Origin of the sequence: Cupriavidus numazuensis (assembly GCF_905397435.1) — a bacterium.
GTDB lineage: Bacteria > Pseudomonadota > Gammaproteobacteria > Burkholderiales > Burkholderiaceae > Cupriavidus > Cupriavidus numazuensis.
This window is the reverse complement of the sequence record NZ_CAJPVI010000029.1, coordinates 64,783-90,352: the sequence shown is the minus strand read 5'-3', so window position 1 is coordinate 90,352 and position 25,570 is coordinate 64,783. Positions and strand designations below refer to the sequence as shown.

Sequence of the window (25,570 nt, the reverse complement as noted above, 5' to 3'; positions counted from 1 at the left end):
TCCCGCGTCTCCTGACCCGCAACCTCGTGGGAGACCGGCATGACTCGCATTGTCCTCACGCATCTCTCCGGATCCAAGGCGCACCAGATCGAGCAGTTCGAGACGGGCGCCTTTGACGAGCTGATTCTCGGCCGCGATCCCGCGGCCGCCGTCGTCTTTGATCCGCAGCGCGACGATCTGGTGAGCCGCCGGCATGCGGCCATCCGCATCGGGAAGGAAACCCCGCCGCGCTTCCTGCTGGTCGATCTCGGCAGCAGCAACGGCACGTTCCACAACGGCCACCCCGCCAATGGCGAAACGCTGCTGGCGCCGGGCGACACCATCGAACTGGGCGAGGGCGGCCCGCGCCTGACCTTCGACCTCGAACCGCGGCCCGCGCCGGTTCCCGCCGAGACGCGGCTCGTCAACGCGAAAGAACTGGCCGGCACGCGTGTGATTGCGAGGGAGCCGGAGACGGACACCACGGCCCGCAACCACGACGACCATCACGTGGGCAAGGAAACCGTCTTGCGGATGATGGAGACGGAGCGGCGCTCGATCAGCCACAAGGTGCTGATCGGCGCGGGCGTGGCGGTCGCCATCGTAGCGATCGCGATCGCGGCCCTCGTGCATTTCGGCGGGTTCATGGGCAAGAGCCCGCAGGCCATCGTCGCGGAGTTCGGTCCCGCCACCGTGGTAGTGGAAGCGCGCTGGCATATCGTCGACAAGAACACGGGGCGGCAGGTCTACCAGCGCATCTGCATCGTGGACAACCTGCGCCTGCCCTGTTTCCTGCAGATCGACAATGGTCCGGTCCAGCGCTGGCTCACCACCGATGACGACGACCACCGCGGCATTCCGATCGAAGTGGGCGGGCGCGGCAGCGGGTTCGTGGTGAAGGAGCAGGGTTTCATCCTGACCAACAAGCACGTCGCCCAGGGTTGGAAGGTGCCGGACTTCATGGACTTCGACGCGAAGGGTGGCATCCTCATCAAGATTTCGACCGCGGGGCAGGGCGACTTCAGCATGTCCCGCATCAATCCGCGGGCCTTCCGCAGCCTGCGCGGATGGGACTTCGAGCGTCCTGTACGGATGATCCGGCCGAACTTTGCGGCGCCGGGCGGGATGGGCATCGGGACGATGTCGCTCGCGATGCTGGACGGGCGCAACGAGACGCTGTCGGTGCGATTCCCGGATACGCGCGAGAGCGTCGAGGCACGCCTCGTGAAGTCATCCGCCGAGGCAGATGTCGCGCAGATCAAGATCGATACCTCTCGCAAGTTGCCGACCATCAACCTCGCGTCGGTCGGCTCGCGCCCGAGCGTGGGCGAGCGCGTGACGGTGCTCGGCTATCCGGGGATTTCGGAGGAGAAGCATGCGGTCATCCAGTCGAGTGAAGGCGGCAACATCTCGAGCCTCGTCGAGCTCATTCCCCAACCGACCGTGACCGAGGGCATCATCGCCAAGGTGGGTGACACGGTGAAGACGGAGAACAACGTGCAGACCTTCGACACGCTTGGCGACGTCTACCAGCTCACGGTGACCGCCACCGGTCACGGCAACAGTGGCGGCCCTGTGTTCGACCGCGATGGCAAGGTGATCGGCCTGTTCACGTATTCCCGTTCCATCGGTGACGAGCGCGTCACGTTCGCGGTCCCGATCAAGTACGGGCTCGAATTGCTGCTGAACTGACGCCGGCACCGACATGAATGCCCCGGACGCCTCGGACGACCCCACGCCGCTAGCCTTGCCGCGTGTCCCGCGCCTGCGGGTGGCCTGCGCGATGCAGAGCGACACTGGCTGCGTGCGCCAGCACAACGAGGACGCCGTCGGCTGCATGATCCCGCGCGACGATGACCCGCTCGCGCTCGCCGGCGCGCTCGCCGTCGTGGCTGACGGCATGGGCGGGCATGCGGCCGGCGAGGTCGCGAGCCACATCGCGCTGCGGTCGATGCTCCATGTGTACTACGCCAGCGCGGGGCCGCCGCCGCAAGCACTGGCCGCCGCGCTGGTCGCCGCCAATGACGCCATCTGCGAGCGGGCCGGCGCTGATCCCGCCTGCAAAGGCATGGGTACCACGTGCAGCGTGGTGGCAATTGTCGACGACAGGGCTTACGTGGCGCATGTGGGCGACAGCCGCATCTACCTGCTGCGTGGAACGGCTTTCCGGCAACTGACGCAGGACGATTCGGTGGTCGCCAGGATGGTGCGCGACGGGCTGCTGACGGAAGCGGAAGCACGCCGGCATCCCGAGCGGCATGTGCTGGTGCGCGTGCTGGGCACGAAGGAATTCCGGCCGGCCGTGGCGCCGCGGGGCATGCCGCTGCAGCATGGCGACCTGCTCGTGCTGTGTACCGATGGCATCACCGACCAGATCGACGATGCGACGCTGGCGTCGGTGGTCCGTTCGCATGCGCCCGTCGATGCCTGCACGAAACTGGTCGAGCTGGCCCGCGAGGCAGGCGGTGCGGACAACGCCACGGTCGCCATCTGCAGCCTGCAGGCCGAACCGCTCGCCGCGCAGCCGGACCCGTCGATCCGCACCACGCGCGAAACGCGCGCCCACTGACGATCACGCGCAAGGTGGAGTCGCCATGTCGCCACGGCAAATCGGCCACTACGAGATCCGCACCCTGCTGGGACGTGGCGGCATTGGCGAGGTATATGGCGCATTCGATACCGAACTCGAGCGCGAAGTCGCCATCAAGACGCTGCGCCCGGAACTGAGCCTCGACAAGGGCTTTCTCGAGCGCTTCCGCGCCGAGGCAACCAGTCTCGCCCGGCTGAACCACCCGAACATCACGACCCTGTACGCGCTGTTCCGCGATGGCGACACCGTGTGCATGGTGATGGAACTCGTGCGCGGCCAAACGCTGGAGACGATGCTCCAGCGCCTCGGCAAGTTCCCGGTACGCGACAGCCTCGCCGTCATCATCCAGGCAGTGATGGGCCTGCGCTACGCGCACCGCGCGGGGGTGATCCACCGCGACATCAAACCGTCGAACCTCATGCTCACCGACGGCGGCACGCTGAAGATCATGGATTTCGGCATCGCCCGCATCCAGGGCTCGCAACGCCTGACGCGGCAGGGTGATGTGGTCGGCACGCTCGCCTACGCCTCGCCAGAACAGTTGCGCGGCAATGAGGGCGATGGCCGCAGCGACCAGTACAGCCTGGCGACGGTGCTCTATGAAATGCTGTCCGGACGGCTCCCGTTCAGCGCGACAAGCGACTACGAACTGATCCGCGCGCAGGTGGAGACCGTGCCGCCGCCGCTGGCGCCGTTGTGCGGAGATCTCGATCCGCAGGTGGAAGGCGCGCTGATGCAGGCGCTGTCCAAGTCTCCGCAGGAGCGGTTCGAGACGGTGGAGGAATTTGGCCGCGCGCTGGGTGCGTCAGCGTTGCTGGCCGATGCGCCCGACATTGTGCGCGACGGCATCTGGCAGGCATTCCTCGCGCATGCATTGCAGACCACTCGCGTCGCACCGCCGCATACGACGGTGCGAGCGACCGGGCAAGGCGATGCGGGAGCGGACGCGGCCCAGACCGCATCGCGTGAGGCGGACCATCATGCGACGCCGTTGTTTTCGCGCCCCACCACGCTATCGCCTGCCACGGCGCCGATGTCCCACACGGCGACTGCAACAGTCGAAGCGCCGTCATCACCCACCGCCGTTCGCCCGGATACCGGACGTACCACAACCCGTCCGCCGCACGCGCCTGCCCGCTCGCGCCTCGTGGTAATCGGTGCGGCTGGCACCGGTCTCGTCGTCGCAGCCGGTGTGCTGGCGTGGGCGCTGATGCGTCAACCCGAATCCGCGCCGAAGCCGACCGTGGCAACCGTCCCGGTCAAGCCGGCTCCGCAGCCCCAACCGCCTGTGGAAGAGACGCCCGTCAATCTCCCGCCGATCGCGCTGGTCCCGCAGCCCCCGCCGCCCGCGCCGACGCCGCCCGCCAATGCCCCGCCGCCCGACCTCGAAGGCAGCGTCGCGCAGGTGCTCGATTCCGGGGCGCTGATCGTATCGGGAAAGATCGTCAACCTGTTCTCCATCGTCGGCGAGGACGGCAGGCCGGCGAAAGCGATGCAGCGCTATCTGAAGGACAAGGGCAACCGGCTCCAGTGCTTCGCGAAGGGCAAGGCGTTCCAGTGCTTCGCCGACGGCGAGGACATTGCGGAGCACGCGCTGCGCAGCGGCTGGGCCCGCACGCGGGCCGGGGCGCCCGCGCCGTATTCCGCCGCGGAGCAGGAAGCGCGGCGCGCGCGGCTCGGCGTGTGGGCAACGTAGTGGGAATGGGTGATGCCGCCTGACAATCCTGACAATGCGAGGGAGATTCCAATGAAAGCGTGGACATCGTCAATAGCCTGCCTGAGCGTGGCAGGTGCGCTGGTCGCGGGATGTGCGCAGGATGGCTCGATGAGCATGGGCGGCATGGACAAGACCACGTCGGGCGCGCTGATCGGTGCAGGCACCGGCGCGCTGGTCGGCGGCGTGGCAGGCAAGGGGAATGCCGGGGCCATTGTCGTGGGCGGACTGGCCGGCGCGCTGCTTGGCGGCATCATCGGCAAGGTCATGGACGACCGCGACCGCGCGGCGCGGGAAGCCGCGCTGAAGCAGGCTCTGCAGACGTCCGAGAACAACAAGCCCCACGCCTGGCACAACGCGAAGACCGGCAACTCCGGCTCGATCAAGCCGCTCAGCGGGTATTCGAAGTCGCCGAGCGCGAAGACGTGCCGCGACTTCACGGAGACGTACGTGAAGGAAGGCAAGTCGTACGAACAGACGTCGCGGGCCTGCCGCAACGCGAATGGCGAGTGGGAACTGGCCAGCCAGAAGTGAACGTCTGGGACGTCGGTCATGGAATGCAGGCGGCGAGTGCTGCTGTCGTGCGTGGTGCTCGGACTCGGCGGCGGCGCCGCCGTCGGCATGGCGGCGGGGCAGGGCGGCGGGCCAGCCAGTGAAAGAGGACGGGACGGCATGTTGCGCAGCGGCACGGCGTTCTTTGTCACGCGCGCGGGCGAAATGCTCACCAGCGCGCACGTCGTTCGCGGATGCGGCCGGATCGAGGTCTGGGCAAGCGACGGAAAGCGCCTGCCGGCATCGCTTGTCGCGACGGACGATCGCCGCGACCTGGCGCTGCTCGCTACGCGGCATGGCGTGGCAACTGCCGCGCGGCCAGTCGCGCGGAGCGCGCGTCAGGGTGCGCCGGTCTACACGATCGGCTTCGGCCTAACGCCCACGACGCCGCTCGTGCCGGTGATGACGCACGGCCACCTGCACGGCCATGCGCAGCCGAAGGGTTACCGGCTGCTCGTACTGCGTGCTGCGCTGCACGAAGGCAATAGCGGCGGGCCGGTTGTCGATGCCAGGGGCGGGCTGCTCGGCATGGTCGTGGGCCGGTACGACAAGCAGCCCGATCTCGGCGTCGCGGTGCCTGCGGCGGATCTTGCGCAGTTTCTTGCTTCGCATGCCATCGAGGGCGAGCCGGCAACGCACGCAGCCGAGATGGAGCCGGACGCGGCGTTGCGACAGGTGTCGGCGCTGGTCCAGTGCGTTAAATAACAGGGGGACAGGGGGAGCGCCGAGGGGCGCCCGCACCTACACTCAATCGGACGGCCCGCGCGGCGTCGGTCGCGCAGGACGCCATGACAGGAGAGCATCGACATGGCACACGTCACCTGGACACTCCGGCCCCGCATGCTGCTGGTGGCCCTTTGCCTTCTCTCTGCAGCGCCGGTATCCCGCGCGGCCGGCAACCTGCTGCTGAAAGAGGACGACATCAACGAGCAGGCGATCACCAACGCACTGGTGCCGCATGCGGGCTTGCCAAACGAACCCGCCGCGAACGAGCCCGCCGACCGGACCGAGACGCTGGGCATCCGCTACCGCGACAGCCCCGCCATGACGGACAGCAGCGCAGCGCCGTCCATGGCCGGGTCTGCAAACCTGCTCATCACGTTCACCAGCAATTCGGCGAAGCTCACGCACAGCGCACGCGTGGCGCTCGACAAGGTGGCGCGCGCCTTGAAGTCGAACCAGCTATCGCCCTATCGGTTCCGCGTGGAAGGCCACGCCGATCCGCGCGGCCCCGCGCCGGCTAACCTGAAGCTCTCGGAAAGCAGGGCCGAGGCGGTGGTGGCGTACCTGAGCGAGGAGGGCGGCGTACCCGCGAGCCGCCTGACGCCGGTGGGGAAAGGCTCGGCCGAACCCCTGAACGTGCAGAATCCGACCGCGCCGGAAAATCGCCGTGTGACGATCGTCACGGTGCAGCCCTGAGCTTGATGACACGGGTCCCCTGACTTGACACATGCCCGATTGGGATTAACTTTGAATCGCTGCTGTCGCAGTCTCCAACACTTTCCAACACTTCTGCAGGATCTGTCATGGCCAACGCACTTTCTGTCGTCAAGGCTGCCTACGATGCCTTTGGGCGAGGCGATGTTCCCGCGATTCTTGATCTCGTTGCCGACAAGGTGGACTGGAAGATGCTGGGGCCTCCCTCCATCCCCTACGCCGGGCAGCGCAACAACAAGGAGGAGGTGGCGCGATTCTTTGCCGAGGTCGTGCAGGCGGATGACATGCAGATGTTCGAGCCACGCGAATTCATCGAAGCGGGCGACCACGTTACCGTGCTCGGCGCCGAGAGATTCGTGTCCCGGCCAGAGGGGCGGCTGGTCGAAACCGAGTGGATTCACGTGTTCACGGTCGTCGGCGGCAAGGTGGTCCGCTGGCGTGGCTGCTACGACACTGCGGCGCGATTCATGTAGGCGCTCAGGCAGCTGGTAGCGAGAAGTTGGCAGAGACGTAGTCGGGCAGCGGGAGATTCGCCAGCCTTGCTGCCTCCTGCGGCTCGATGCCATAGAGCCGCATCAGGCAATCGATGGTTTCGGCGGTGATCTGTTCGCTTGGCCCGCCATCGAGGATCCTGCTCATGCCGCTGATCAGCGCAGCGATGGTGATGTTCGCAGCCGTCTCGACACACCGGATGCTGAAGCGCTTCTGTTCGACACCCGCGCCGATGTCATCGGCGGCGCGTACCACGAATGTCTCGTTCATTTGCCGCTGCGAATCCTGGGCCCGGACGATGAAGCGTCCCCACACCGGGTCATGCACCGCCCTGGTGAGGAACATTCGCTGGACGTAGCTGATCGCCACCGCCTTGTCGGGCTCCCGGCTGGAGATCTCGTCGGTAATGAGCCCGATCTCCCCGGCGCGCGCGGAATATACCGCCCGGGCGATATCGTCCTTGGATTCGAAGTGGTTATAGAAGCTGCCGAAGCCCACATCGGCCCGCCGCGTGATCTCTTCGATGGTGCATTGCTCGAAGCCCTTTTCCGCCATCAGGGAATGCGCAGCCTCGATCAGCTTGCCTCGCGTGGCGAGGCGTGAACGCGCCCCACGCGTCAAGGGGGCATCCGGAGCAACCGGCACATCGGCACGCATCGCTTTGGGCTTGCGTCCGCGTGTTGCTGTCTTTCCAGCTGCCTTTTCCTTGCCAGCGTCTCCGCGCGACGATGCTTGTTGTTTTCTCGGTTGGTCCATCTCAGTTTGTCCGGATCGGCGGTCCCTCAGCAAAGCGGGGACCGCAGAAGATGCGTTTTCTGGCGAAGAGGATCTCCCATTGTATTGGCAGGAGAGCCTGATCGGCCATGTCGCGGCCGTCGCACCGGGTCACGGGACGCCTGGTCAGGCTGCCAATCAGCTTGCCCGGGAACCATTGGTGTCATGGCCCTGCGCCTGAGCGCTGCATACCCGGTGGTATTCGCGGTTGAAATAGAGCAGCCCAGCCGCCTGCGCCCCCTTGCTGATGCCGACCACCCGGCACAGAAAGACGCCATGCGTTCCCACGGTCTCGACGCGATCGATCTCACAGTCGAACGACACCGTGCTGCCCGCCACGGCGGGCGACCCTGTCGCCAGTGACCCGTACGGCGTCTGGGCGAAACGCTCGTCAATGCCCGCCTCCAACTGCCCGCTGAACAGGCGGGACAGATGTTCCTGCTCGGCCCCCAGCACGTTGACGCACAGGACGCCGTTGGATGCAAACCGTTCGTACTGGAAGCTGCCCTGATTCATGCAGACCAGAAGCGTGGGCGGGCTATCCGTCACGCTGCATACCGCCGACGCCGTGAATCCGCCCCTGCCCGCAGGGCCGTCAGTGGTGATCACATTCACCGCCGCACCGAGGCGCGCCATCGCCTCCCGAAACTCTTTCGCCACAACCATTTTTCGTCTCCTGTCGCCGCTGTCCGGTCTACAGGCCCGCGCTTTCACCGTAGCCTGATGAATAAATCATAGTTGATGAATTCATCAGTAACAACCTTCGGGGATGAGGGTAAACCCCCTTTGACGCCGGTCTGTTCTGATTATTCAATCACAACTGATGAAATCATCAGTCAAAAAAAGAACGCACGCCGGGCCAAGACCGGCGATGCATGGCGCAGGAGACAGCGATGTATCTGGTAGTGGACAAGCAGTGGCGGATCACGACCGCCGAACCGTCGGATATCCGCCAGTGCGCGATCCTGGTTCACCATCCGCCGAGCGCGTTGCCGCACATGCGTGCTGCGCTGGACGGCATCGCAATCGAAGTCACCGAAGCATCGGCGCTGCTCTCGACTGCCTGCCTGAAGAAGGCGATCTGCTGCCAGGGGGAGCGGCGTGAGAGCAGCCGGCGCTTCGGCCGCCTGATGGAGAACCTGCATCGCCTCGGCATCGAGGAGGAACGGGCCGGGTTCGTGCGCATCCCTGTCGTGTGGAATCCGCACGCGACGGACGCTCGGGCATTGCCGGGCTGCCAGCAAACCGGCAAGCACACGCATCAGGCGCTGATTGCCGACACGGGTGAAGCCTTCGCTTGTTCGTCCGACCGGCCGTTGCTGCGGTCGGCCCTCGCATCGGGGTCGCTCGCCATCCGCTCCGGCTGCCATGGCGGCGGTTGCGGGGTGTGCAAGGTGCGGATCGTCTCGGGAAGCTATGCGTGCGGCGCCATGAGCCGCGCGCATGTGGATCCGGCATCGAGGCAGCGCAACGACGTGCTCGCGTGCCAGGTGTACCCGCAATCGAATCTCGTCATCGAACTACTGGGCGACGCCGGACGGCGCGTCGCTCCCGCACGCCACTGACTGTGGCGAAGAACACCAGGAGACAACAAATGGGCATTCTGCGAATCGGCCATGTGGCCCTGCGCGTCCTCGACATCGACCGCGCCATCCATCACTACACGAAGGTACTCGGCCTGCTGCAAAGCTACGTCGACGACAACGGGTCGGTCTACCTGAAAGGCTGGGACGAATGGGATCTCTATTCGCTCAAGCTGACCGAGTCGGATCGCGCCGGCGTGGAGCACATCGCCTACAAGGTGCATCACGAGGCCGATCTCGAGACGCTCGCCGCGCGCGTTGAAGCGTGGGGGATTGCGGTGTCGCGGCATGCTGCCGGAGATCTGGAGGGCTGCGGCCGGACCATCAGCTTCGCACTGCCGAGCGGGCACCTGATGGTCCTCTACGCCGAGAAGGAATTCCGGGGCAAGAGTGTCGGAACCATCGATCCGGAGCCATGGCCAGACGGCTTGCAGGGCGCGGGCGTGCATTGGCTGGACCACGTGATGCTGATGTGCCCGGTCGACCTCGACGCCGGCGTCAATACGGTGGCCGACAACGTACGCTTCCTGAAGGAGGCGCTGGACTTCTATCTCGCGGAGCAGGTTCTCGCAGGCCCTGATCACTCCGTGCAGGCGGCGGCATGGCTGTTCCGCGGCAACAAGCCCCACGACCTGGCGATGGCTGGCGGACCGGTCGCGGGTTTGCACCATATCGCCTTCTACCTCGACAGCTGGCACGACCTGCTTCGCGCGACGGACATCCTCGGCAAGCATCGCGTGAAGATGGACGTCACGCCGCAGCGCCACGGCATCACGCGGGGACAGACCACCTACTTCTTCGATCCCTCGGGGAACCGCAACGAGATGTTCGCGAGCCTCGGTTACTACGCCCAGCCCGACATGCCGACGATCACCTGGCATGCCGAAGAACTCTGGCGCGGCATCTTCTTCCACCACGGAGAACCCAGGCCCGATTTCATCGAGGTCTATACCTGACGCGCGCCCCGTTCACGGTGCGCCTGACGCGAGCCCTTTCCTGAAGGGCTGAGGCTTAGCCGGCGTCAGTCAGCACTGCGCCATCCCAGCATCACCCACCCGTAGCGAGCACCGTGCGTGCGTCGCAAGGGACAACTTCGCCTTGAAGAGGACGAAATGCAAGACGCAACAGCAACATCGAAGGATCCGGAAATCGGACGCTCCGTGCGGGCCGCCGGCATTGTCACCAACTACCACGATGAAGGCAGTGGCCGGCCCGTGCTGCTGATTCACGGCTCAGGCCCCGGTGTCACGGCCTGGGCAAACTGGCGGCTCACGCTGCCGGCGCTGGCGCAATCCTGCCGGCCCATCGCACCCGACATCGTGGGATTCGGCTACACCGAGCGTCCCGACAGCGCCCGCTATGGGCGGGAGCTGTGGCTGCAGCACCTGGTCGGCTTCATGGATGCCCTTGACCTCTCCGAAGTCGACGTCATCGGCAATTCCTTCGGCGGCGCGCTTGCACTGTGGCTCGCAACGAACCATCCGGAGCGGGTCCGAAAGATGGTCCTGATGGGCAGCGTGGGCGTGCCTTTCGAACTGACTGCAGGTCTTGATGCCGTCTGGGGCTATCAGCCCTCCCGGCAGAACATGCACGACCTGCTCCGGACCTTTGCCTACGACCACAGTCTTCTCAGCGACACGCTCGCTGAGTCCCGCTTCCAGGCCAGCGTCAGGCCGGGCTACCAGGAGACGTTCAGCCAGATGTTCCCGGCGCCTCGCCAGCGAAGCATCGAAGCGCTGGCCGTGCCCGACGGGAAGCTGTCCGCGCTGCAGCAGCCGACGCTGATCGTCCACGGCCGCGAAGACCGGGTCATCCCGACGAGCACGAGCGAGCGATTGTTCAGCCTCATTCCGAACGCCGAACTCCACATGTTCCCGGGCTGCGGGCATTGGGTGCAAATCGAAAAAGCAGCGCGATTCAACCAGCTGGTCACAGACTTCCTCGCCTCTTGACGACGGCGATTCGTACGCAACACAAGGGAGCGCTCCCTCTCTGGATGAGACAGACATGAACAAAAGCATCCACATCTTCAACAAGACGTTGGCCACCAGCACGCTGGCCGCGGCATCGCTCGCAGCCCACGGAGTGCCGATCGAGCCGGGCGACTATATCCCGTTGCCCGGTGGTTCATTCATCGGCGTTGGTTACTACAACTATGCGCACAGCGAAAAGCTGAACGTGGACGGCGTTGGCGATATCAAGAACGATACGAGCCTGAACCTGAACTCGGGTTTGCTGCGCGCGGTCTGGTATCCGAAAACCAGCTCGCTCTCGTACAACCTGCAAATGCTGATGCCATTTGCCTCGGTCAACAGCGAGGTCGCAGGCGCCAGTGCCAGTACCAACGGCGTGCGCGCCGGTGACCCGATGTTCGGTGCCGTGGTCTGGCCGCTGAATGATCCACAGAACGGCAGATACCTGGGCCTCGCCTCCATTACCTCGTTTCCGCTTGGCTCCTACGACCGCTTCCGGCCCGTATCGGTAGGCCGCAATACCTGGACCGAAAACCTGCAGGCGGTTTTCGTGCAGCAGTTCAAGTCGGGCTGGCAACTGGACGTCGCGGGCGACGTGATCTTCTACGGCGACAACAACGACTATGGCGCGGCCGCCACCGGCAAGACGTTTTCGCAAAAGAACACCTACCAGCTCCAGCTATGGCTGAGCAAGCAATTGACGCCGGCCACCGGTGCCGGCATTGGCTACACGATCGTCAAGGGCGGACAGCAGAAGGTGGATGGACAGCCAAACGGGCTTCGCACCGACTATCAGCAGGTGCGGCTGTACGCATCCCATTTCCTCAACAAGACATGGCAGGTCCTCGGCGAGGTGAATCACGCCTTCGCGACGACCGGTGGCTTCAACCAGGACTTTGGCTTGACCCTCCGCGTGGTCAAGCTGTTCCAGTGATCTGCTGAAAGGCAGCAACGCAACAACGTAGCAACGCAAGAGAGGTACGGAAATGAAGATCAACTACTTCCAGCAGGTCCCTTATCGGTCCTTGCCCGACGATTTCGAGGACCGCTTCGAATCGGTCGTGACGACCCCCTATTCGCTCACCACGCCTGCCGGCGTGCGCTCGGCCTATCGCGATGCCATGGACGAGATGCTGTATGCGGCAAGGGCCGGCTTCGATGGCCTCGCCATCACCGAGCACGGCCAAAGCGCGTACGACATGATGCCGAACCCCGATCTGTTCGAGGCGGCGCTCGCCTACATCACCGAGGCCGAAGGGATTGAAACCGCGATCTACCCCATCGGCCGCTCGCTGGGCAAGACGCGCGAACCGCTGCGGGTCGCCGAAGAACAGGCGATGCTTGACTGCATGTCGGGCGGACGCCTGGTCTGCGGCTTCCCGATCGGGCTTGCCTACGATGCCAACGTGAACAACGGCGTCCCGCCGCTTGAAACCCGCCCCAGGTTCGACGAGAACCTCGAATTGATTCTGCGCGCGTGGCAGGACCCCAAGCCGTTCGCCTGGAACGGCAGGTTCTCGCAGCATGCGGAGGTCAATATCTGGCCGCGTCCGCTGCAAAACAAGCCACACCCGCCGGTGTGGATCACCGCGATCGGCAACCCGAACACGATGAAGTTCATCGTCGACCGCGACTACGGCTTCAACTACTTCGGCTGGTTCGGCGCGAAAGAAACCGGCAAGCGGATCTTCGATCGCTTCCGCGAGATCGAGGAGCAGGCCGGCAAGACGCCGAACCCGTATCGCATTGGCTTCATGCAGTCGATTGCCGTGGCGGAGACCGACGCCGAGGCGGAGAGACTGTACGCCAAACATGCCGAGTACTTCTTCCGCAAGGCGCTGGGTGGCATCGGCATGCATCGCCTTGCACTTCCGGGCGGCATCGATATCCGCGGGCTGGAGTTCATCTTCCGCGACCCGAAGGACTTCGGCATGTACGAGCGGATGCGCACAGCGACCTTCAAGGACCTGGTCGCCTCGGGCGCACTCGTCTGCGGCAGCGTCAGCACGGTGAAAGCGCAACTGCTGGAGTTCGCGCGCGAGTTCGGCATCGGCAATCTGCACGCGATGCTGCAGTTCGGGTCGATGCCGAAGGAACTGGCGCAATACAACATCGACATGTTCGCGCGGCACATCATGCCGGATCTCAAAAAGCTCTGGGCCAGCGATGGATATCAGCACCACTGGTGGCCCGAGCGTCTTGGCGGCGTGCCGCTGCGCGCAGCCGAATAACCCAACTGTGGAAGAACAATCATGAACCAGCAAACCACCACGCTCCGCGCACGGAGCCAGACCCAGAATCCTGGTGACACTGCCGTCGACGAGCGGCAAGTCCTTGTCTGGGGTGATCGTGTCAACCTGCGCGTCAAGGTATTCGGCAAGGGCCGCGATGTCCTTTACCTGCACCCCTCCGGCGGATTGGTCGTGGACGACTTCCTGCTCGACCTGGCCGCCTCCCATCGCATCCATGCTCCCGAGTTTCCGGGCACCAGCCCCGAGGATCCTTACGCCGTCCGGCAATTCCAGGATCTGCACGACATTGTTCTTGCATACGAAGAAGCTGTGAGACGCCTTGGCCTGGACCGCCCGATCGTGATCGGCCAGAGCTTTGGCGGCATGCTCGCGGCCGAGCTGGCAGCGACCTTCCCGGATCTGTTCAGCGCGGTGGTGCTGCTGGATCCGATCGGGCTGTGGCGCGACGACATGCCAGTCGTGAACTGGAATGCGGTGCCCGCGGCGGACATGCCGTCCCTGCTGTTCGCGAACCCGGACAGCGAGGAAGCGCGCGCATTCCTGGCGTTGCCTGAGGAGCCGGAAGCTTTGGCCAAGGCGATGGCCGCGCGCGTATGGACGCTCGGTTGCACGGGTTCGTTCGTCTGGCCGATTCCGGAGCGGGGCCTGGCCAGGCGGCTTCATCGCGTTCATGCGCCCACACAGATCGTCTGGGGACGGGACGACAAGCTTATATCGGCAGCCTATGCAGCCAAGTTCCAGGACCTGATCGCAGACAGCGAGGTCACGATCATCGACGATTGCGGACATATTCCGCAGGTCGAAAAGCGTGCCGAGACGTTCGAGGCCGTGACCCGGTTCCTTGAAAAGGTAGAAACGAGATGAACACCGCGGACATCAAGGCCGCAGCGGGCTTGCTCCACCATGCCGAAGCGACATCGACATGGATCGAGCCATTGCGGCGCACGTACGAAGGCCTCGGTATCGATGAGGCCTACGCGATCCAGCAGCTCAATATCGAGCGCCGCATCGCGGCCGGCGCCAGGAAGATCGGCAGCAAGATCGGCCTGACGTCCGCTGCGGTCCAGAAACAGCTTGGCGTCGACCAGCCGGACTTCGGCATCCTGCTGGACGACATGGCCTACGCGCACGACGAACCCTTGAAGTGGTCTGCGCTTTCCCAGCCGAGAATCGAGGCCGAGGTTGCATTCGTGATGGGCAGGGATGTGACGGGCGATGCGGTCACGCATCGGGAGCTGGAACAGGCTGTGGATCACGTCTTGCCGGCGCTCGAGATCGTCGGCAGTCGTATCCGGGACTGGGACATCGGCATCGCCGACACGATTGCCGACAACGCTTCTTCATCGGCATTCGTGCTCGGGTCCGTCCCGCACAGGCTGGCGGACGTGGACTTGCGCCTGTGCGGCATGGTCACGGAGCGACAGGGCGAAATCGTCTCGCTGGGGTGCGGCGCGGCATGCATGGGGCATCCGCTCCATGCGCTGCTCTGGCTCGCCCGGACCATGGCGGCTCGTGGCGCGCCCCTGAAGGCCGGCGATATCGTGCTGTCCGGCGCGCTCGGCCCAATGGTCCCGGTCCGGCCGGGAGACACGTTCGAGGCGCACATACAAGGCATAGGCGCCGTGCGTGCCATTTTCGACTGACCGGAGGCGAACCTTTAGCGTACTCGCAGCAGACGCTCAAGGAACCCGTGCTCCCCAAGCCACAGAGCCGCCTAAAATGGTGCAGGTTCATGTACGTGCAGGGGAGCACAACTCTGCACACATCTTGCGCGTGAGGTGCAGCATGCCTGCCAATAGCCAGATGTTTTCCGAGGCCACAGAGTTCCGCGTGCGCGGTGTGACGCTCTCCGCGACCGACGATCGGGAGACCTTGCGCGACAAGTTCGCTCGCGTGATGGTCGACGACATGTACCAGTTCGTCGGCCTGCTCGATGTCAATGGCACGATCCTGGAGATCAACCGCGCGGCCGCAGAGGGTGTCGGCATTTCGGTGGAGGAAGTCAGGGGGACGCCATTCTGGGAGGCCAATTGGTGGGGTGTTTCGCAGGAGACCCGCACAACGGTCCATGAGGCCATCCAACGTGCCAGCCACGGTGAATTTGTCCGTTGCGATCTCGAAGTGTTTTCGCGTACGTCACCCGGGGAGACGATCAGTGTCGATTTCTCGCTGCTGCCCATTCGAGATCAACATGGCGAGGTTGTTTTCCTGCTGCCGGAGGGCCGCAACATTACGGAGAAGAAGCGGGCAGAGGCAGAAATCGCGAGGAAAAACGAGGAACTGCGGTCCAGCCATGCGTTGATCCGCCAGCAACGCGATGAACTGCAAAGCCTGTATGACAAGCTGCTCCACGAGCAGAAAGTCTCGGAGCGGCTATTGCTCAATCTGCTGCCGTATCCCATTGCAGAGCGACTGAAGGCACGCCCCGACTTTGCGCCAGGCAGCGTTCCGGAGATCATCGCTGACAGCCTCTCCGATGTCACCGTGTTGTTTGCGGACATTGTGGCTTTTACTCAGTTCTCCGGCGGCATGAGTCCGGAGCAACTGGTTGGCGTCCTCAACGAGATCTTCACGGACTTCGATGTCATCGCCGATCACTATCACCTCGAGAAGATCAAGACGATCGGGGACGCCTATATGGCTGCGGCCGGCCTGCCGGATCCCGTAGCAGATCATGCAGTTCGCGCCGCCTACATGGCCATGGACATGATGGGGGCGCTGGACCGCTTTAATCTGCGACGGGGCCACGATCTCAAGATGCGCATCGGCATCAATAGCGGGCCTGTGGTGGCGGGCGTCGTCGGCAAGCACAAGTTCATCTATGACTTGTGGGGCGACGCAGTGAATACTGCAAGCCGAATGGAATCGCACGGTGTTGCCGGACGCATACAGGTCACGGATGCAACGCATCGGCTGCTTGGGGACTCATTCGTGTTCGAGGAGCGTGGCAGGATCGTCGCGAAAGGCATTGGGGAGTTGCACACGTGGTTTTTGTGCGGCCCCAATACGTTGCAATCACCACCGGCGTGAGATCCGTTGCAGCTTTACCGCGGTACCCTCCGCACCAGCCGCACACATCGAAACCGGGTCACCATCTCCCGCCGCTGGTTGTACGCCCGACTTTCCAGCTCGATGATGCCCGCATCTGAATCAGGTGCCGCCGTTCGCTTGTCGAGAATTTCGCTCTCCGCGCGCAGCGTGTCGCCAAAGAACACCGGGCGCGTAAACCGGACGTCGCTGAAGCCAAGGTTGCCGAGCATCGTGCCGTGCGTCAGGCGATCGATGCCGACGCTGCAGGCCCACATCAGCGTGAAGATGCTGTTGACGACGCGGCTGCCATACATGGAATGCTGGCCGTGCAGGTCGTCCAGGTGCCATGGCTCCGCGTTGTGGGTGAGCGTGCTGAACAGCAGGTTGTCGGCTTCGCTCAGTGTTCTCTCGATGTCGTGCAGGTAAGCATCTCCGACCGAGAACTCTTCGAAGTAGCGGCCGGACGCAGGCGTTTGCATGGTGTTGTCTCCGCGAAGTCAGCGATCCCGTGCCTTCGCGGCACAGGTCCGTGCTGAAAGGTTATTCCGCACGCCGCATGGCCGCCAAGTGTTCATCCGCGACCGGAGGGTTCGCCGTCCGCGACCCCTGTTTCCGGCTTCAGCTTTCCGCAGACGGCGCGGGCTGCTCGGTGAGCTGGCGAATAAACGCTCGCGTGGCCGCCGTCATCGGGCGGCCGGTGCGCGTGCCGATATGCACGGGCCGCACCGCCCACGGGTCGGCGAGCGGCACGACCGCTACCTGCGGGACGGATTCGACGGGGAACATGCAGTCCGGTTGAACCGTGACGCCCATGCCGGCTTCCACCAGCGCACGTGCCGCCTCGACCGTACCGACTGTCAGCTTTGGCTGGAATGGCCGCCCCAGGTCGCGCGCCCCGCGATAGAGATCCGCCATCAACGTGGTAGAAGATGGAATGCCGATGAACGGCTCTCGCATCAGGTCGGCGAACGGCACTTCCGGCAATTCCGCAAGCGGATGGCCGCGCGGGACCAGCGCGACCAGTCGGTTCGTACGATACGGAAGAACGTCGAGCCCGCTTTCGTCGATCTCGCTGCTGGCGACGTAGACGGCCAGGTCGGCATCGCCGGCGACCACGCCCTTGACCACGTTGGTGTTCAGATCCTGCTGGATATCGAACTCGACCAGCGGAAAACTGCGCGAGAACTCGCCGATCTCGCGCGCCAGGTACTGCACGATGATGGAGCCGGTGACCGCGATCGTGATGTATCCGCGTACACCCTCCGAGAACTCCTGCAGTTCGCGCCGCATATCATCGAGGTTCTCGAACAGCAGCCGCAGGTGGCGCGCCAGCACCTCGCCCGCGGCGCTGGTGACCATGCCGGTAGGCTGGCGTTCAAAAAGCTGTACGCCGGCAATGTCTTCGAGATCCTGGATGCGTTTCGTGGCTGCGGAAGGTGCGATGTTCTCGCGTACGGCGGCGCGCCGGATCTGGCGTTCCTCGACGACGGTCAGGAACAGCCGCAATGTGAAAAGGTCTGCCCGGCGGGTCAGGCCGTGCACGCTCAGCGTGCTCATGAGTGTCTCCTGTAGTTCGGGCGATCTCGTGCCGCTCGTGCAGGAGAGGGTATCGCCGGCCCCACTTGAGGTCAATCGGCCCGCATGGGCGGGCCGGATTCACGAGCCGGGCTCACGCACGGGTCAGCTGGACCAGACGATGCCACTTCTCCGCTTCGGCCGCGACGTCCGCGCGCACTGCGGCGGCCGGCATGAAGCCCGGGTCGAGCGCCTGGGCAGTGCAGAACGCCTTGAATTCCTGCGATGCCACGATGACGCCGAACGCGTCGGACAGCTTGCCGATGAGCGCCGCAGGCGTGCCCTTCGGCGCAAAGGCCCACACCGGCGACGTCAGGTCGTAGCCTTCGATGCCGGCCGCCTTGTTCATCGGCGGCGCATCGGGCATCAATGCGGACGGTTGCGCGCTGGTCACGGCCAGCACGCGCAGCTTTCCGGCGCGAATCAGCGGCAGTGCCGCCTGCCCGGCAAAGGCGACCTGCACCTGACCACTGGCCGTTTCGACCATCGCCTGCGCACCGTTCTTGTAGGGGGCATGCGTCATCTGGATACCGCCAATCGCATTCAGCAGCGCACCGCTCATATGCGACGCGGAGCCATCGCCCGCCGAGGCATAGCTGACCGAACGCGGTTCGCGCTTCGTCGCCGCAATGACGTCGCGCACCGTCTTGTATGGGGAATCCGCACCTGTCACCATGACCAGCGCCGTGCTTGCCAGCCGGGCGACGGGCTCGAAATCCTTGACAGGATCGTACGGCGTCTTCTCCAGCCACGGGTTGGTGTAGTGCGCGGAGAATGTGAAGAGCACGGTATATCCGTCGGGTGCTGCCTTTGCCACCACGTCGGTGCCGATCGCGCCACCGGCGCCCGGACGATTTTCGACGACCACCGATTGGCCCCACAGTTTGCTCAACGATACCGAGACCTGGCGTGCCACGAGGTCCGTTGCCGAGCTCGGTGCCACCGGGACGACGAAGCGGACGGGTCGGACCGGGTAGGCTTGCGCGAATCCCTCTCGCGCCCACGGCGCGGCAAGCGCCGGTAGCAGGCAGAGCATCGAACGACGGGTAAGCATGGAGTCTCCTTGTAATCGTCTTTGTAATCTTGGTATGGCCTGCGGCTTATTGTGGGCTCGCGAGCGCGGTTTTCCAGAAGGCCGCCATCTCGCCGACTTCGCGGCTGGCTTCCTCGAGCGTGGTCGGCGCAGGTTGCAAGGCGAGTTGCGTGATCTTCTGCTGCACTGCAGGGTCGGCCAGCGTTTTCCGCAGGGCGGCGTTGAACTGCTGTGCCATGGCCGACGGCAGGCCCTTCGGCGCGAAGAACCCGACGAAGGTCCGGAACTCCAGGCCATCGACGCCGAGTTCCTTGAAGGTCGGGACGTCGGGCAGCAGCTGCGTCCGCGCGGAGCCGGACACCGCGATGACCCTCGCCTTGCCGGAACGGTGGGCGGCGATGGCTTCCGGCATGCCGGTCATGCCGGCTGGCACCTGTCCTGCCAGCACGTTCTGCAACAGCGGTGCGGAGCCGTGGAACGGCACTTCCACCAGGCCGACGCCGGCGTACTTGCCGACCGCTTCGCCGATCGCCTTGGTTGCACCGCCCGCCAGCGGAACGCCGTAGGAGCGCGCATTCGGCTCCTTCCTGATCGCCGCGACGTAGCCCTTGAAGTCCTTGTAGTCGGCGTTCGGGGGAATGATCAGGGTCCAGTAGGTGCGCACCGCCTGCCCCAATGGCACGAAGTCGCTTTGCACGTTGTAGCGGACACCGGGCACCGTCAGGGGCACGATGATCAGCGAATGGTCGACCGCGAGCAGGATTGTCGTTCCGTCCGGTGGTGCGTTCTTCACGAGCTGCGTGCCGACCTGTCCGCTGGCGCCGGGGCGGTTCTCGACGATTACCGTTTGTTTCAGTTCGCTGGACAAGCCAGGTGCCACGATTCTGGCAACGAGGTCGGTGCCGCCACCCGGTGCCTGCGGCACCACGATGCGGATGGTGGACTTGAAAGCCTGGGCCGCGGCCGAGCCTGGCGCGATGGTGCCCAGGGCGATGGAAATGGAGGCAAGCAAGGTGAAAATGCGAGGCATGGGGTCATCCTGTGGAGTGGCGTATCAATGTCCGTCGCGGCGCCACGCTGGCGGACCGCGAAGACCAACGGCGTGGTCAGATGACGGCCTGTGTCCGGAGCGCGTCGAGCTGTTCTGCGTCCATGCGCAGCCAGTGGCTCAGCACCGCATCCGTGTGCTGCCCGAGCCGCGGCGGCAAGCCTGCCTCCGGCTCCGGCACGTCTGACATCTTGATCGGATTGCCGGCGACATGGACCGGTCCCCAGACCGGATCGTCCAGCGTCATCAGCATGTCGCGGGCGGCAACGTGCGGACACTCGAACACGTCCGCAATATCGTTGACCACCGACGCCGGCACGCCGCCGTCGCGCAGCGCCTTCACCGCATCGGCGCGGGTACGCGTGCCGAGCCACGTGTCGACATGCGGGTTGAGCGCATCGCTGTTCTTGCGCCGGGACACGCCGTCGGCAAAGCGCGGATCGTCCGGCAGTTCGGGTTTGCCGATGACGTCGCAAAACCGCTTCCAGATATGCTCGCCAAGCACGGCGATGACGATATAGCCGTCACTGGCGCGGTAAGTCCCGAACGGTGCGGTCACCGCATGCACGCCGGGCGGCGTCGGCGCGCGAAACGCCGAGAACATGGCAATGGAGATCTCGTTCTGGATCAGCGAAGCGTCGTAGAGCGAGATGTCCACCTTCTTGCCGAGACCGGTGCGTTCGCGCTGGTACAGGGCCAGCAAGGCGCCCTGCACGGCGAGAATGCCGCCTTGCAGGTCGGCCAGCGAGAAGCCGAGGTAGGTCGGGCGATCGCCCTGCCGTTCCGGCCGGTACATGAGCCCGCTCAGCGCCTGTCCGACGATGTCGAACGCGGGATAGTCCGTATAGGGGCTCGGCTTCACGTCGGTGTGACCGAAGCCCGAGATGGCGACGTAGATCAGGCGTGGATTGCGTTCCCGCAGCGCGTCATAGCCGACGCCCAGCCGGTCCATCACGCCGGGGCGCAGGTTTTCGACGACGATATCGGCTTCGGCAGCCAGCTCCGTGAAAATGCGCTGGCCTTCGGGATGCTTGAGATCCAGCGTAACGCTCTTCTTGTTCCGGTTCGAGCGCAGGAAGGACAGGCCATGCACGGTCCCGTCCTCCGTGACCTTGACCGGGCTGGTGCTACGCGAAAAGTCGCCGCCTTCGCGCGACTCGACCTTGACGACTTCTGCGCCCGCGTCCGCGAGCCACATGGAGGCGAACGGCCCGGCGATGAAGTTCTCGACGGCCAGCACACGTACGCCGTCCAGCGGGCGCAAGCCGTTTGTGGACATGTTCGACTCCGCATTCATTGCACGACTCCTGCCTGGGTCAGCGCACGGGTCTCGCCGGCATCGATGCCCCAGTCGCACAGCGCCTCCGCCGTGTGCGCGCCGGGTACTGCCGGCCCCCGACGCAACGCCGGGCGCGTGCGGCTGAAGCGCGGCGCCGGAGCGGGCTGCACGATGCCGTCGAGTTCGACGAACGTGCCGCGCGCGACGTTGTGCGGGTGATGGGGGGCCTCCGCCAGCGACAGCACCGGGGCCAGGCATACGTCGGTGCCCTTGACGAGTTCGCACCATTCGTCGCGCGTTCTCTCGCGGAACGCTTGCGTGAACTTCGCGCGCAGAACGGGCCAGCCTTCCTTGTCGTGCTGGTCGGGCAGCGTTTCACCGGTGAGGCCGAGCAGTTCCAGCGTCTGCTTGTAGAAGCGTGCCTCGTTCGAGGCGAGCGAAACATGGCGGCCGTCGCTCGTTTCATAGACGCTGTACCACGGGGCGCCGGAGTCGAGCCGGTTATCGCCGCGCCGGTCGGTCCAGGCACCGGCCGCGAACATGCCATAGATCAGCGTCATCAGATGGGCGGAGCCGTCGACCATGGCGGCATCGACAACCTGGCCGCGTCCCGACCGCGTGGCTTCGAGCATGGCGCAGACCATGCCGAAGGCGAGGTACATCGCCCCGCCGCCGAAGTCCCCGACGAGGTTTAGCGGTGGCAGCGGCGGACCGTCGCGTTCGCCGATGGCATGCAGCGCACCGCTCAGGGAGATGTAGTTCATGTCATGGCCCGGCGCCTGCGCCAACGGCCCGTCTTGTCCCCACCCCGTCATGCGGCCGTACACGAGCCGCGGATTGCGAGCGAGCAGATCCTCTGGTCCGATGCCGAGCCGCTCCGCTACGCCGGGGCGGAAACCCTCCAGCGCTGCATCCGCCGAAGCGGTCAGTCGGTGCACGAGATCGATGGCTTCCGGCCGCTTCAGGTCGATGGCCACGGAACGGCGGCCGCGATGCAGCAGGTTGAAGCGATGGTCCATATGGACGCCGCTGTCGGACGGCACGATGCGGTCGAGGCGCAACACGTCCGCCCCCATATCGGCCAGCAGCATGGCGCAGAAGGGGCCTGGACCGATGCCGCCCAGTTCGATGATTTTCAGACCGGCCAGCGGGCCGGTACCTGCCTTCTCGTTCAACGTTGCCTCCTGAATTGCATTCTTGCCGGCGCCTCGGGGTATTGGGGGGGGCCGGTTGTGCAGAAATGCTAGGAGTCCGGCGGGTTCCGGCTCAAGTGGCAAATCGTGACCGCCGTGTTCCCCATTGGAGAACACCGGCCTTCCATCCGGTGTGTTCGCAGAACACGACGCGCGTGTTCGCCAGTGACCGCTTGAGCGCAAGCGGGCCGGGCCTCTAGCATCGGTTCGGAGCGAAAGCACAACTCAAGGCGGAGACATCGATGGAAGCAGCATGGCAATCGTACGACGTGGCATGGCGCCCGGACCCGGAGGCCGCGCAGGCCAGCACACTGGCGGCCTTCATGCGCAGCGTCGGCATCGAGCGCGCCGACCCGGATGGATACCGGCAACTACTGGATTTCGCCGCCGCGCAGCCTCAAGACTTCTGGAACGCGCTGATCCGCCACATGGATCTGCGCTTCTACCAGCCCTACGACGCGGTCATGGACACCAGCGAAGGCGTCGAGTGGACGAAGTGGTGCAAAGGCGGCACGACCAACGCCGTCCTCAACTGCCTGGACCGCTACAGCGGCACGGCGCGCGACCAACAGGAAGCGGTGGTGTGGGAAGGCGAAGACGGCGATGTGCGCCGCTGGACCTATGCCGAACTCGACGCCCAGACGAGCCGCCTTGCCGCCGGATTGCGCCAGATCGGCTGCCAGCCCGGTGACGTGATCGGCGTCTATATGCCGATGGTGCCCGAAGCCGCCGCGGCGCTGCTGGCCATCGCCAAGATCGGCGGTGTGGTGCTGCCGCTGTTCTCGGGGTTCGGCGCCCATGCTGTTGCGGGCCGCCTGCGCGACAGCGGCGCCGTTGCGGTCCTGACGGCAGATGCGAGCACGCGGCGCGGCAAGGCCAGTCCGATGAAGCAGACCGTGGATGCCGCGCGCGCGGAGGTGCCGACGCTCAAGCACGTGGTGGTGCTGAGGAATCGCGGTATCGACGTAGCCTGGCAGGATGGCGTCGACCACTGGTGGCATGAACTGACTGAAGGGCAACCCGACGACGCGCCCACTACCGAGATGCCGGCCGAGGCACCGATGATGCTGATGTACACCTCGGGCACCACTGGCAAGCCCAAGGGCACCGTGCACTCGCATTGCGGCTTCATCGCCAAGCTCGCGCTCGACATGGGTTTGTGCGCCGACGTGCGCGCCGGGGATCGCTTGATGTGGCTGAGCGACATGGGCTGGCTGGTGGGCCCGATGCTGATCTACGGCACCACGCTGCTCGGCGGCACCATGGTGATGGCCGAGGGCGCGCATGACTTTCCCGACAAGGGGCGCTTCTGGCGCCTGATGGAACAGCATCGCGTCACGGTACTTGGCATTGCACCGACCATTGTGCGCAGCTTCATGTCGGTGGGCGGCGCGGACATCGAGAAATACGATCTGTCGGCACTGCGCCTTGCGCTGTCGACCGGCGAAGCGTGGACCATTGATGCGTGGCGCTGGATGTTCGAGCGCGTCTGCGGCGGGACGCGACCGATCATTAACTATTCGGGCGGCACGGAAGTCGGTGGCGGCATCGTCACGGGCACCGTGATCCATCCGCTCAAGCCGTGCGCGTTCGCCGGGCCGGTGCCGGGCATGGGCGCGGATATTGTCGACGAGCACGGCAAATCGGTCGGACCCGGGGGTACGGGTGAACTGGCCCTGCGTTCATCATCGATCGGTCTCACACGTGGCCTGTGGCACGACCGCCAACGCTATCTCGACAGCTACTGGAGCCGCGTGCCAGGCGTATGGATGCATGGCGACCGTGCCGCGATCGACGAGGATGGCTACTGGTATGTGCTGGGCCGCTCGGACGACACGCTCAAGGTGGCAGGCAAGCGCACCGGGCCGTCGGAGATCGAGACGCTGGTGATGGCCACCGGCAAGGTGGCGGAGGTGGCGGCCATCGGCATGCCGGATCCGGTCAAGGGCGAGACGGTGGGCCTCGTGGTCACGCCGATGCCGGGCACCGCACCGGACGAGACGACGCGCAAGGTGTTGTCGGACTCGGTTGTGGCCGGCTTGGGCACTGCGTTCCGCCCCACTACTGTCCTGTTCGTCGCCGACCTGCCCAAGACCCGCAACATGAAGATCATGCGCCGCGCCGTGCGCGCGGCCTGCCTGGGGCTGGATGCGGGCGACCTGTCCTCGCTCGCCAATCCCGAAGCACTGGACGTCATCGCACAGTCGGCCCGGACCGCCGGCCTTGCGCATGCCGTGGAGAAGCCATGAAACAACCATACGAAGACATCCTCCTCGAAGTCTCCGGACGTGTCGCCACCATCACCATCAACCGGCCGAAGGTCATGAACGCGATGCGTTCGCAGACGGTGGACGAACTGATCGACGCCATCAGCAGCTCGGGGTGGGACCGCGCCATCGGCGTGATCGTGCTCACGGGCGCCGGCGACAAGGCGTTCTGCACCGGCGGTGACCAGAGCGCGCACAACGGCCAGTACAGCGGGCGCGGCACCATCGGCATGCAGATCGAAGCGCTGCAGTCCGCCATTCGCGACGTGCCAAAGCCAGTGATCGCCCGCGTGCAGGGCTATGCGATCGGCGGCGGCAATGTGCTGGCGACGATCTGCGATCTCACCATCGCCGGCGAATCGGCGACGTTCGGGCAGGTCGGTCCGCGCGTTGGCTCGGTGGATCCGGGGTTCGGCACGGCCTATCTCGCGCGCATCGTCGGCGAGAAGAAGGCGCGCGAGATCTGGTACCTGTGCAAGCGGTATCCCGCGCGCGAAGCGCAGGCCATGGGCCTCGTCAATGCCGTGGTGCCCGATGACAAGCTCGATGCGGAAGTTGCCGACTGGTGCAGCCGCATTCTCGAACACAGCCCGTCCGCGCTGGCGATCGCCAAGCGCTCGTTCAACGCCGACAGCGAGAGCATCCGCGGCATCAGCTGGATGGGGATGCAGACGGTCTCCTACATGTACGACACCGAGGAATCGCGTGAGGGTGTGCGCGCATTTCTGGAGAAGCGGCCGCCGGATTTCCGTCGGTATGCGAAGTAATCCCCGCCGAAACGAATGGAATCATCGAAGGA

Annotated in this window: 25 protein-coding genes; 17 read left to right on the top strand and 8 right to left on the bottom strand. The window is 65.0% G+C overall.

Going from position 1 to position 25,570, the window contains the following annotated elements; genetic code table 11:
• Nucleotides 1–39: 39 nt before the first annotated feature.
• From KHO41_RS22425 to KHO41_RS22395, 7 genes are all read left to right on the top strand, one after another.
• Complete coding sequence (locus KHO41_RS22425; RefSeq protein WP_211955485.1) at nucleotides 40–1,671, top strand: trypsin-like peptidase domain-containing protein; 1,632 nt, start codon at nucleotides 40–42, stop codon at nucleotides 1,669–1,671.
• Nucleotides 1,672–1,684: 13 nt separating this feature from the next.
• Nucleotides 1,685–2,548, top strand: a complete 864-nt coding sequence (locus KHO41_RS22420) for a PP2C family protein-serine/threonine phosphatase (RefSeq protein ID WP_211955484.1) — start codon at nucleotides 1,685–1,687, stop codon at nucleotides 2,546–2,548.
• Nucleotides 2,549–2,573: 25 nt separating this feature from the next.
• The gene (locus KHO41_RS22415; protein ID WP_211955483.1) at nucleotides 2,574–4,265 is read left to right on the top strand and encodes a serine/threonine-protein kinase; all 1,692 of its coding nucleotides are present in this window, start codon (nucleotides 2,574–2,576) and stop codon (nucleotides 4,263–4,265) included.
• A gap of 51 nt (nucleotides 4,266–4,316) precedes the next feature.
• Nucleotides 4,317–4,817, top strand: coding sequence for an RT0821/Lpp0805 family surface protein (locus KHO41_RS22410; protein ID WP_211955482.1), 501 nt, complete (start codon nucleotides 4,317–4,319; stop codon nucleotides 4,815–4,817).
• 18 nt (nucleotides 4,818–4,835) lie between these two features.
• Nucleotides 4,836–5,540, top strand: coding sequence for a S1 family peptidase (locus tag KHO41_RS22405; protein WP_211955481.1), 705 nt, complete (start codon nucleotides 4,836–4,838; stop codon nucleotides 5,538–5,540).
• 102 nt (nucleotides 5,541–5,642) lie between these two features.
• Nucleotides 5,643–6,254 carry an OmpA family protein gene (locus KHO41_RS22400; RefSeq protein WP_244873965.1) on the top strand — a complete coding sequence of 204 codons (612 nt, stop codon included), beginning with the start codon at nucleotides 5,643–5,645 and terminating at the stop codon, nucleotides 6,252–6,254.
• A gap of 107 nt (nucleotides 6,255–6,361) precedes the next feature.
• Nucleotides 6,362–6,745, top strand: a complete 384-nt coding sequence (locus KHO41_RS22395) for a nuclear transport factor 2 family protein (protein WP_211955480.1) — start codon at nucleotides 6,362–6,364, stop codon at nucleotides 6,743–6,745.
• Nucleotides 6,746–6,749: 4 nt separating this feature from the next.
• Here KHO41_RS22395 and KHO41_RS22390 read toward each other — a convergent pair whose 3' ends face one another.
• Nucleotides 6,750–7,421, bottom strand: a complete 672-nt coding sequence (locus tag KHO41_RS22390) for a TetR/AcrR family transcriptional regulator (RefSeq protein WP_211955479.1) — start codon at nucleotides 7,419–7,421, stop codon at nucleotides 6,750–6,752.
• Nucleotides 7,422–7,676: 255 nt separating this feature from the next.
• Nucleotides 7,677–8,204, bottom strand: a complete 528-nt coding sequence (locus KHO41_RS22385) for a flavin reductase (RefSeq protein ID WP_211955478.1) — start codon at nucleotides 8,202–8,204, stop codon at nucleotides 7,677–7,679.
• Nucleotides 8,205–8,413: 209 nt separating this feature from the next.
• On the opposite strand from KHO41_RS22385, the gene KHO41_RS41310 reads away from it, so the two are divergent.
• The 8 genes from KHO41_RS41310 (at nucleotide 8,414) to KHO41_RS22345 (ending at nucleotide 16,376) form a co-directional block, all read left to right on the top strand.
• The gene (locus KHO41_RS41310) at nucleotides 8,414–9,103 is read left to right on the top strand and encodes a 2Fe-2S iron-sulfur cluster-binding protein (RefSeq protein ID WP_244873964.1); all 690 of its coding nucleotides are present in this window, start codon (nucleotides 8,414–8,416) and stop codon (nucleotides 9,101–9,103) included.
• A 29-nt stretch (nucleotides 9,104–9,132) separates the two neighbouring features.
• A complete protein-coding gene (locus KHO41_RS22375; protein ID WP_211955477.1) occupies nucleotides 9,133–10,077 on the top strand; it encodes a catechol 2,3-dioxygenase in 945 nt (314 codons plus the stop codon).
• A gap of 156 nt (nucleotides 10,078–10,233) precedes the next feature.
• Nucleotides 10,234–11,073, top strand: a complete 840-nt coding sequence (locus tag KHO41_RS22370) for an alpha/beta fold hydrolase (RefSeq protein WP_211955476.1) — start codon at nucleotides 10,234–10,236, stop codon at nucleotides 11,071–11,073.
• A gap of 55 nt (nucleotides 11,074–11,128) precedes the next feature.
• Entirely contained in the window at nucleotides 11,129–12,028 is a 900-nt protein-coding gene (locus KHO41_RS22365; RefSeq protein WP_211955475.1) for a transporter, read from the top strand.
• A gap of 52 nt (nucleotides 12,029–12,080) precedes the next feature.
• Nucleotides 12,081–13,325 carry an LLM class flavin-dependent oxidoreductase gene (locus KHO41_RS22360; protein WP_211955474.1) on the top strand — a complete coding sequence of 415 codons (1,245 nt, stop codon included), beginning with the start codon at nucleotides 12,081–12,083 and terminating at the stop codon, nucleotides 13,323–13,325.
• A gap of 21 nt (nucleotides 13,326–13,346) precedes the next feature.
• Nucleotides 13,347–14,210, top strand: a complete 864-nt coding sequence (locus KHO41_RS22355) for an alpha/beta fold hydrolase (protein ID WP_211955473.1) — start codon at nucleotides 13,347–13,349, stop codon at nucleotides 14,208–14,210.
• A complete protein-coding gene (locus tag KHO41_RS22350; protein WP_211955472.1) occupies nucleotides 14,207–14,989 on the top strand; it encodes a 2-keto-4-pentenoate hydratase in 783 nt (260 codons plus the stop codon). The genes KHO41_RS22355 and KHO41_RS22350 overlap by 4 nt, the downstream gene beginning before the upstream one ends.
• Before the next feature lie 142 nt (nucleotides 14,990–15,131).
• Nucleotides 15,132–16,376: an adenylate/guanylate cyclase domain-containing protein gene (locus tag KHO41_RS22345; RefSeq protein ID WP_211955471.1), complete on the top strand. Its 1,245-nt coding sequence runs from the start codon at nucleotides 15,132–15,134 to the stop codon at nucleotides 16,374–16,376.
• Between the two features lie 14 nt (nucleotides 16,377–16,390).
• Here the strand turns inward: KHO41_RS22345 and KHO41_RS22340 are convergent, their stop codons facing one another.
• The 6 genes from KHO41_RS22340 to KHO41_RS22315 form a co-directional block, all read right to left on the bottom strand.
• Nucleotides 16,391–16,855: a MaoC family dehydratase gene (locus KHO41_RS22340; protein ID WP_211955470.1), complete on the bottom strand. Its 465-nt coding sequence runs from the start codon at nucleotides 16,853–16,855 to the stop codon at nucleotides 16,391–16,393.
• Between the two features lie 139 nt (nucleotides 16,856–16,994).
• Nucleotides 16,995–17,933, bottom strand: a complete 939-nt coding sequence (locus KHO41_RS22335) for a LysR family transcriptional regulator (RefSeq protein ID WP_211955469.1) — start codon at nucleotides 17,931–17,933, stop codon at nucleotides 16,995–16,997.
• A 112-nt stretch (nucleotides 17,934–18,045) separates the two neighbouring features.
• Nucleotides 18,046–19,005, bottom strand: a complete 960-nt coding sequence (locus tag KHO41_RS22330; protein ID WP_211955468.1) for a tripartite tricarboxylate transporter substrate binding protein — start codon at nucleotides 19,003–19,005, stop codon at nucleotides 18,046–18,048.
• A 46-nt stretch (nucleotides 19,006–19,051) separates the two neighbouring features.
• Entirely contained in the window at nucleotides 19,052–20,014 is a 963-nt protein-coding gene (locus tag KHO41_RS22325) for a tripartite tricarboxylate transporter substrate-binding protein (protein WP_211955467.1), read from the bottom strand.
• A 76-nt stretch (nucleotides 20,015–20,090) separates the two neighbouring features.
• Nucleotides 20,091–21,311, bottom strand: coding sequence for a CaiB/BaiF CoA transferase family protein (locus KHO41_RS22320; RefSeq protein WP_244873963.1), 1,221 nt, complete (start codon nucleotides 21,309–21,311; stop codon nucleotides 20,091–20,093).
• A gap of 14 nt (nucleotides 21,312–21,325) precedes the next feature.
• Nucleotides 21,326–22,486: a CaiB/BaiF CoA transferase family protein gene (locus KHO41_RS22315; RefSeq protein ID WP_211955465.1), complete on the bottom strand. Its 1,161-nt coding sequence runs from the start codon at nucleotides 22,484–22,486 to the stop codon at nucleotides 21,326–21,328.
• Between the two features lie 260 nt (nucleotides 22,487–22,746).
• Here KHO41_RS22315 and KHO41_RS22310 point away from each other — a divergent pair, with 260 nt between their 5' ends.
• On the top strand, nucleotides 22,747–24,753 hold the full coding sequence (locus tag KHO41_RS22310; RefSeq protein WP_211955464.1) for an AMP-binding protein: 2,007 nt from the start codon (nucleotides 22,747–22,749) through the stop codon (nucleotides 24,751–24,753).
• Nucleotides 24,750–25,538, top strand: a complete 789-nt coding sequence (locus KHO41_RS22305) for an enoyl-CoA hydratase-related protein (RefSeq protein ID WP_211955463.1) — start codon at nucleotides 24,750–24,752, stop codon at nucleotides 25,536–25,538. Before KHO41_RS22310 ends, KHO41_RS22305 begins: the two co-directional genes overlap by 4 nt.
• Nucleotides 25,539–25,570: the final 32 nt, after the last annotated feature.

Bases quoted from the DNA above. Each gene is read 5' to 3' on its own strand.
- KHO41_RS22425 (WP_211955485.1), top strand. From the start codon at position 40: ATGACTCGCATTGTCCTCACGCATCTCTCCGGATCCAAGGCGCACCAG.
- KHO41_RS22420 (WP_211955484.1), top strand. From the start codon at position 1,685: ATGAATGCCCCGGACGCCTCGGACGACCCCACGCCGCTAGCCTTGCCG.
- KHO41_RS22415 (WP_211955483.1), top strand. From the start codon at position 2,574: ATGTCGCCACGGCAAATCGGCCACTACGAGATCCGCACCCTGCTGGGA.
- KHO41_RS22410 (WP_211955482.1), top strand. From the start codon at position 4,317: ATGAAAGCGTGGACATCGTCAATAGCCTGCCTGAGCGTGGCAGGTGCG.
- KHO41_RS22405 (WP_211955481.1), top strand. From the start codon at position 4,836: ATGGAATGCAGGCGGCGAGTGCTGCTGTCGTGCGTGGTGCTCGGACTC.
- KHO41_RS22400 (WP_244873965.1), top strand. From the start codon at position 5,643: ATGGCACACGTCACCTGGACACTCCGGCCCCGCATGCTGCTGGTGGCC.
- KHO41_RS22395 (WP_211955480.1), top strand. From the start codon at position 6,362: ATGGCCAACGCACTTTCTGTCGTCAAGGCTGCCTACGATGCCTTTGGG.
- KHO41_RS22390 (WP_211955479.1), bottom strand. From the start codon at position 7,421: ATGCGTGCCGATGTGCCGGTTGCTCCGGATGCCCCCTTGACGCGTGGG.
- KHO41_RS22385 (WP_211955478.1), bottom strand. From the start codon at position 8,204: ATGGTTGTGGCGAAAGAGTTTCGGGAGGCGATGGCGCGCCTCGGTGCG.
- KHO41_RS41310 (WP_244873964.1), top strand. From the start codon at position 8,414: ATGGCGCAGGAGACAGCGATGTATCTGGTAGTGGACAAGCAGTGGCGG.
- KHO41_RS22375 (WP_211955477.1), top strand. From the start codon at position 9,133: ATGGGCATTCTGCGAATCGGCCATGTGGCCCTGCGCGTCCTCGACATC.
- KHO41_RS22370 (WP_211955476.1), top strand. From the start codon at position 10,234: ATGCAAGACGCAACAGCAACATCGAAGGATCCGGAAATCGGACGCTCC.
- KHO41_RS22365 (WP_211955475.1), top strand. From the start codon at position 11,129: ATGAACAAAAGCATCCACATCTTCAACAAGACGTTGGCCACCAGCACG.
- KHO41_RS22360 (WP_211955474.1), top strand. From the start codon at position 12,081: ATGAAGATCAACTACTTCCAGCAGGTCCCTTATCGGTCCTTGCCCGAC.
- KHO41_RS22355 (WP_211955473.1), top strand. From the start codon at position 13,347: ATGAACCAGCAAACCACCACGCTCCGCGCACGGAGCCAGACCCAGAAT.
- KHO41_RS22350 (WP_211955472.1), top strand. From the start codon at position 14,207: ATGAACACCGCGGACATCAAGGCCGCAGCGGGCTTGCTCCACCATGCC.
- KHO41_RS22345 (WP_211955471.1), top strand. From the start codon at position 15,132: ATGCCTGCCAATAGCCAGATGTTTTCCGAGGCCACAGAGTTCCGCGTG.
- KHO41_RS22340 (WP_211955470.1), bottom strand. From the start codon at position 16,855: ATGCAAACGCCTGCGTCCGGCCGCTACTTCGAAGAGTTCTCGGTCGGA.
- KHO41_RS22335 (WP_211955469.1), bottom strand. From the start codon at position 17,933: ATGAGCACGCTGAGCGTGCACGGCCTGACCCGCCGGGCAGACCTTTTC.
- KHO41_RS22330 (WP_211955468.1), bottom strand. From the start codon at position 19,005: ATGCTTACCCGTCGTTCGATGCTCTGCCTGCTACCGGCGCTTGCCGCG.
- KHO41_RS22325 (WP_211955467.1), bottom strand. From the start codon at position 20,014: ATGCCTCGCATTTTCACCTTGCTTGCCTCCATTTCCATCGCCCTGGGC.
- KHO41_RS22320 (WP_244873963.1), bottom strand. From the start codon at position 21,311: ATGTCCACAAACGGCTTGCGCCCGCTGGACGGCGTACGTGTGCTGGCC.
- KHO41_RS22310 (WP_211955464.1), top strand. From the start codon at position 22,747: ATGGAAGCAGCATGGCAATCGTACGACGTGGCATGGCGCCCGGACCCG.
- KHO41_RS22305 (WP_211955463.1), top strand. From the start codon at position 24,750: ATGAAACAACCATACGAAGACATCCTCCTCGAAGTCTCCGGACGTGTC.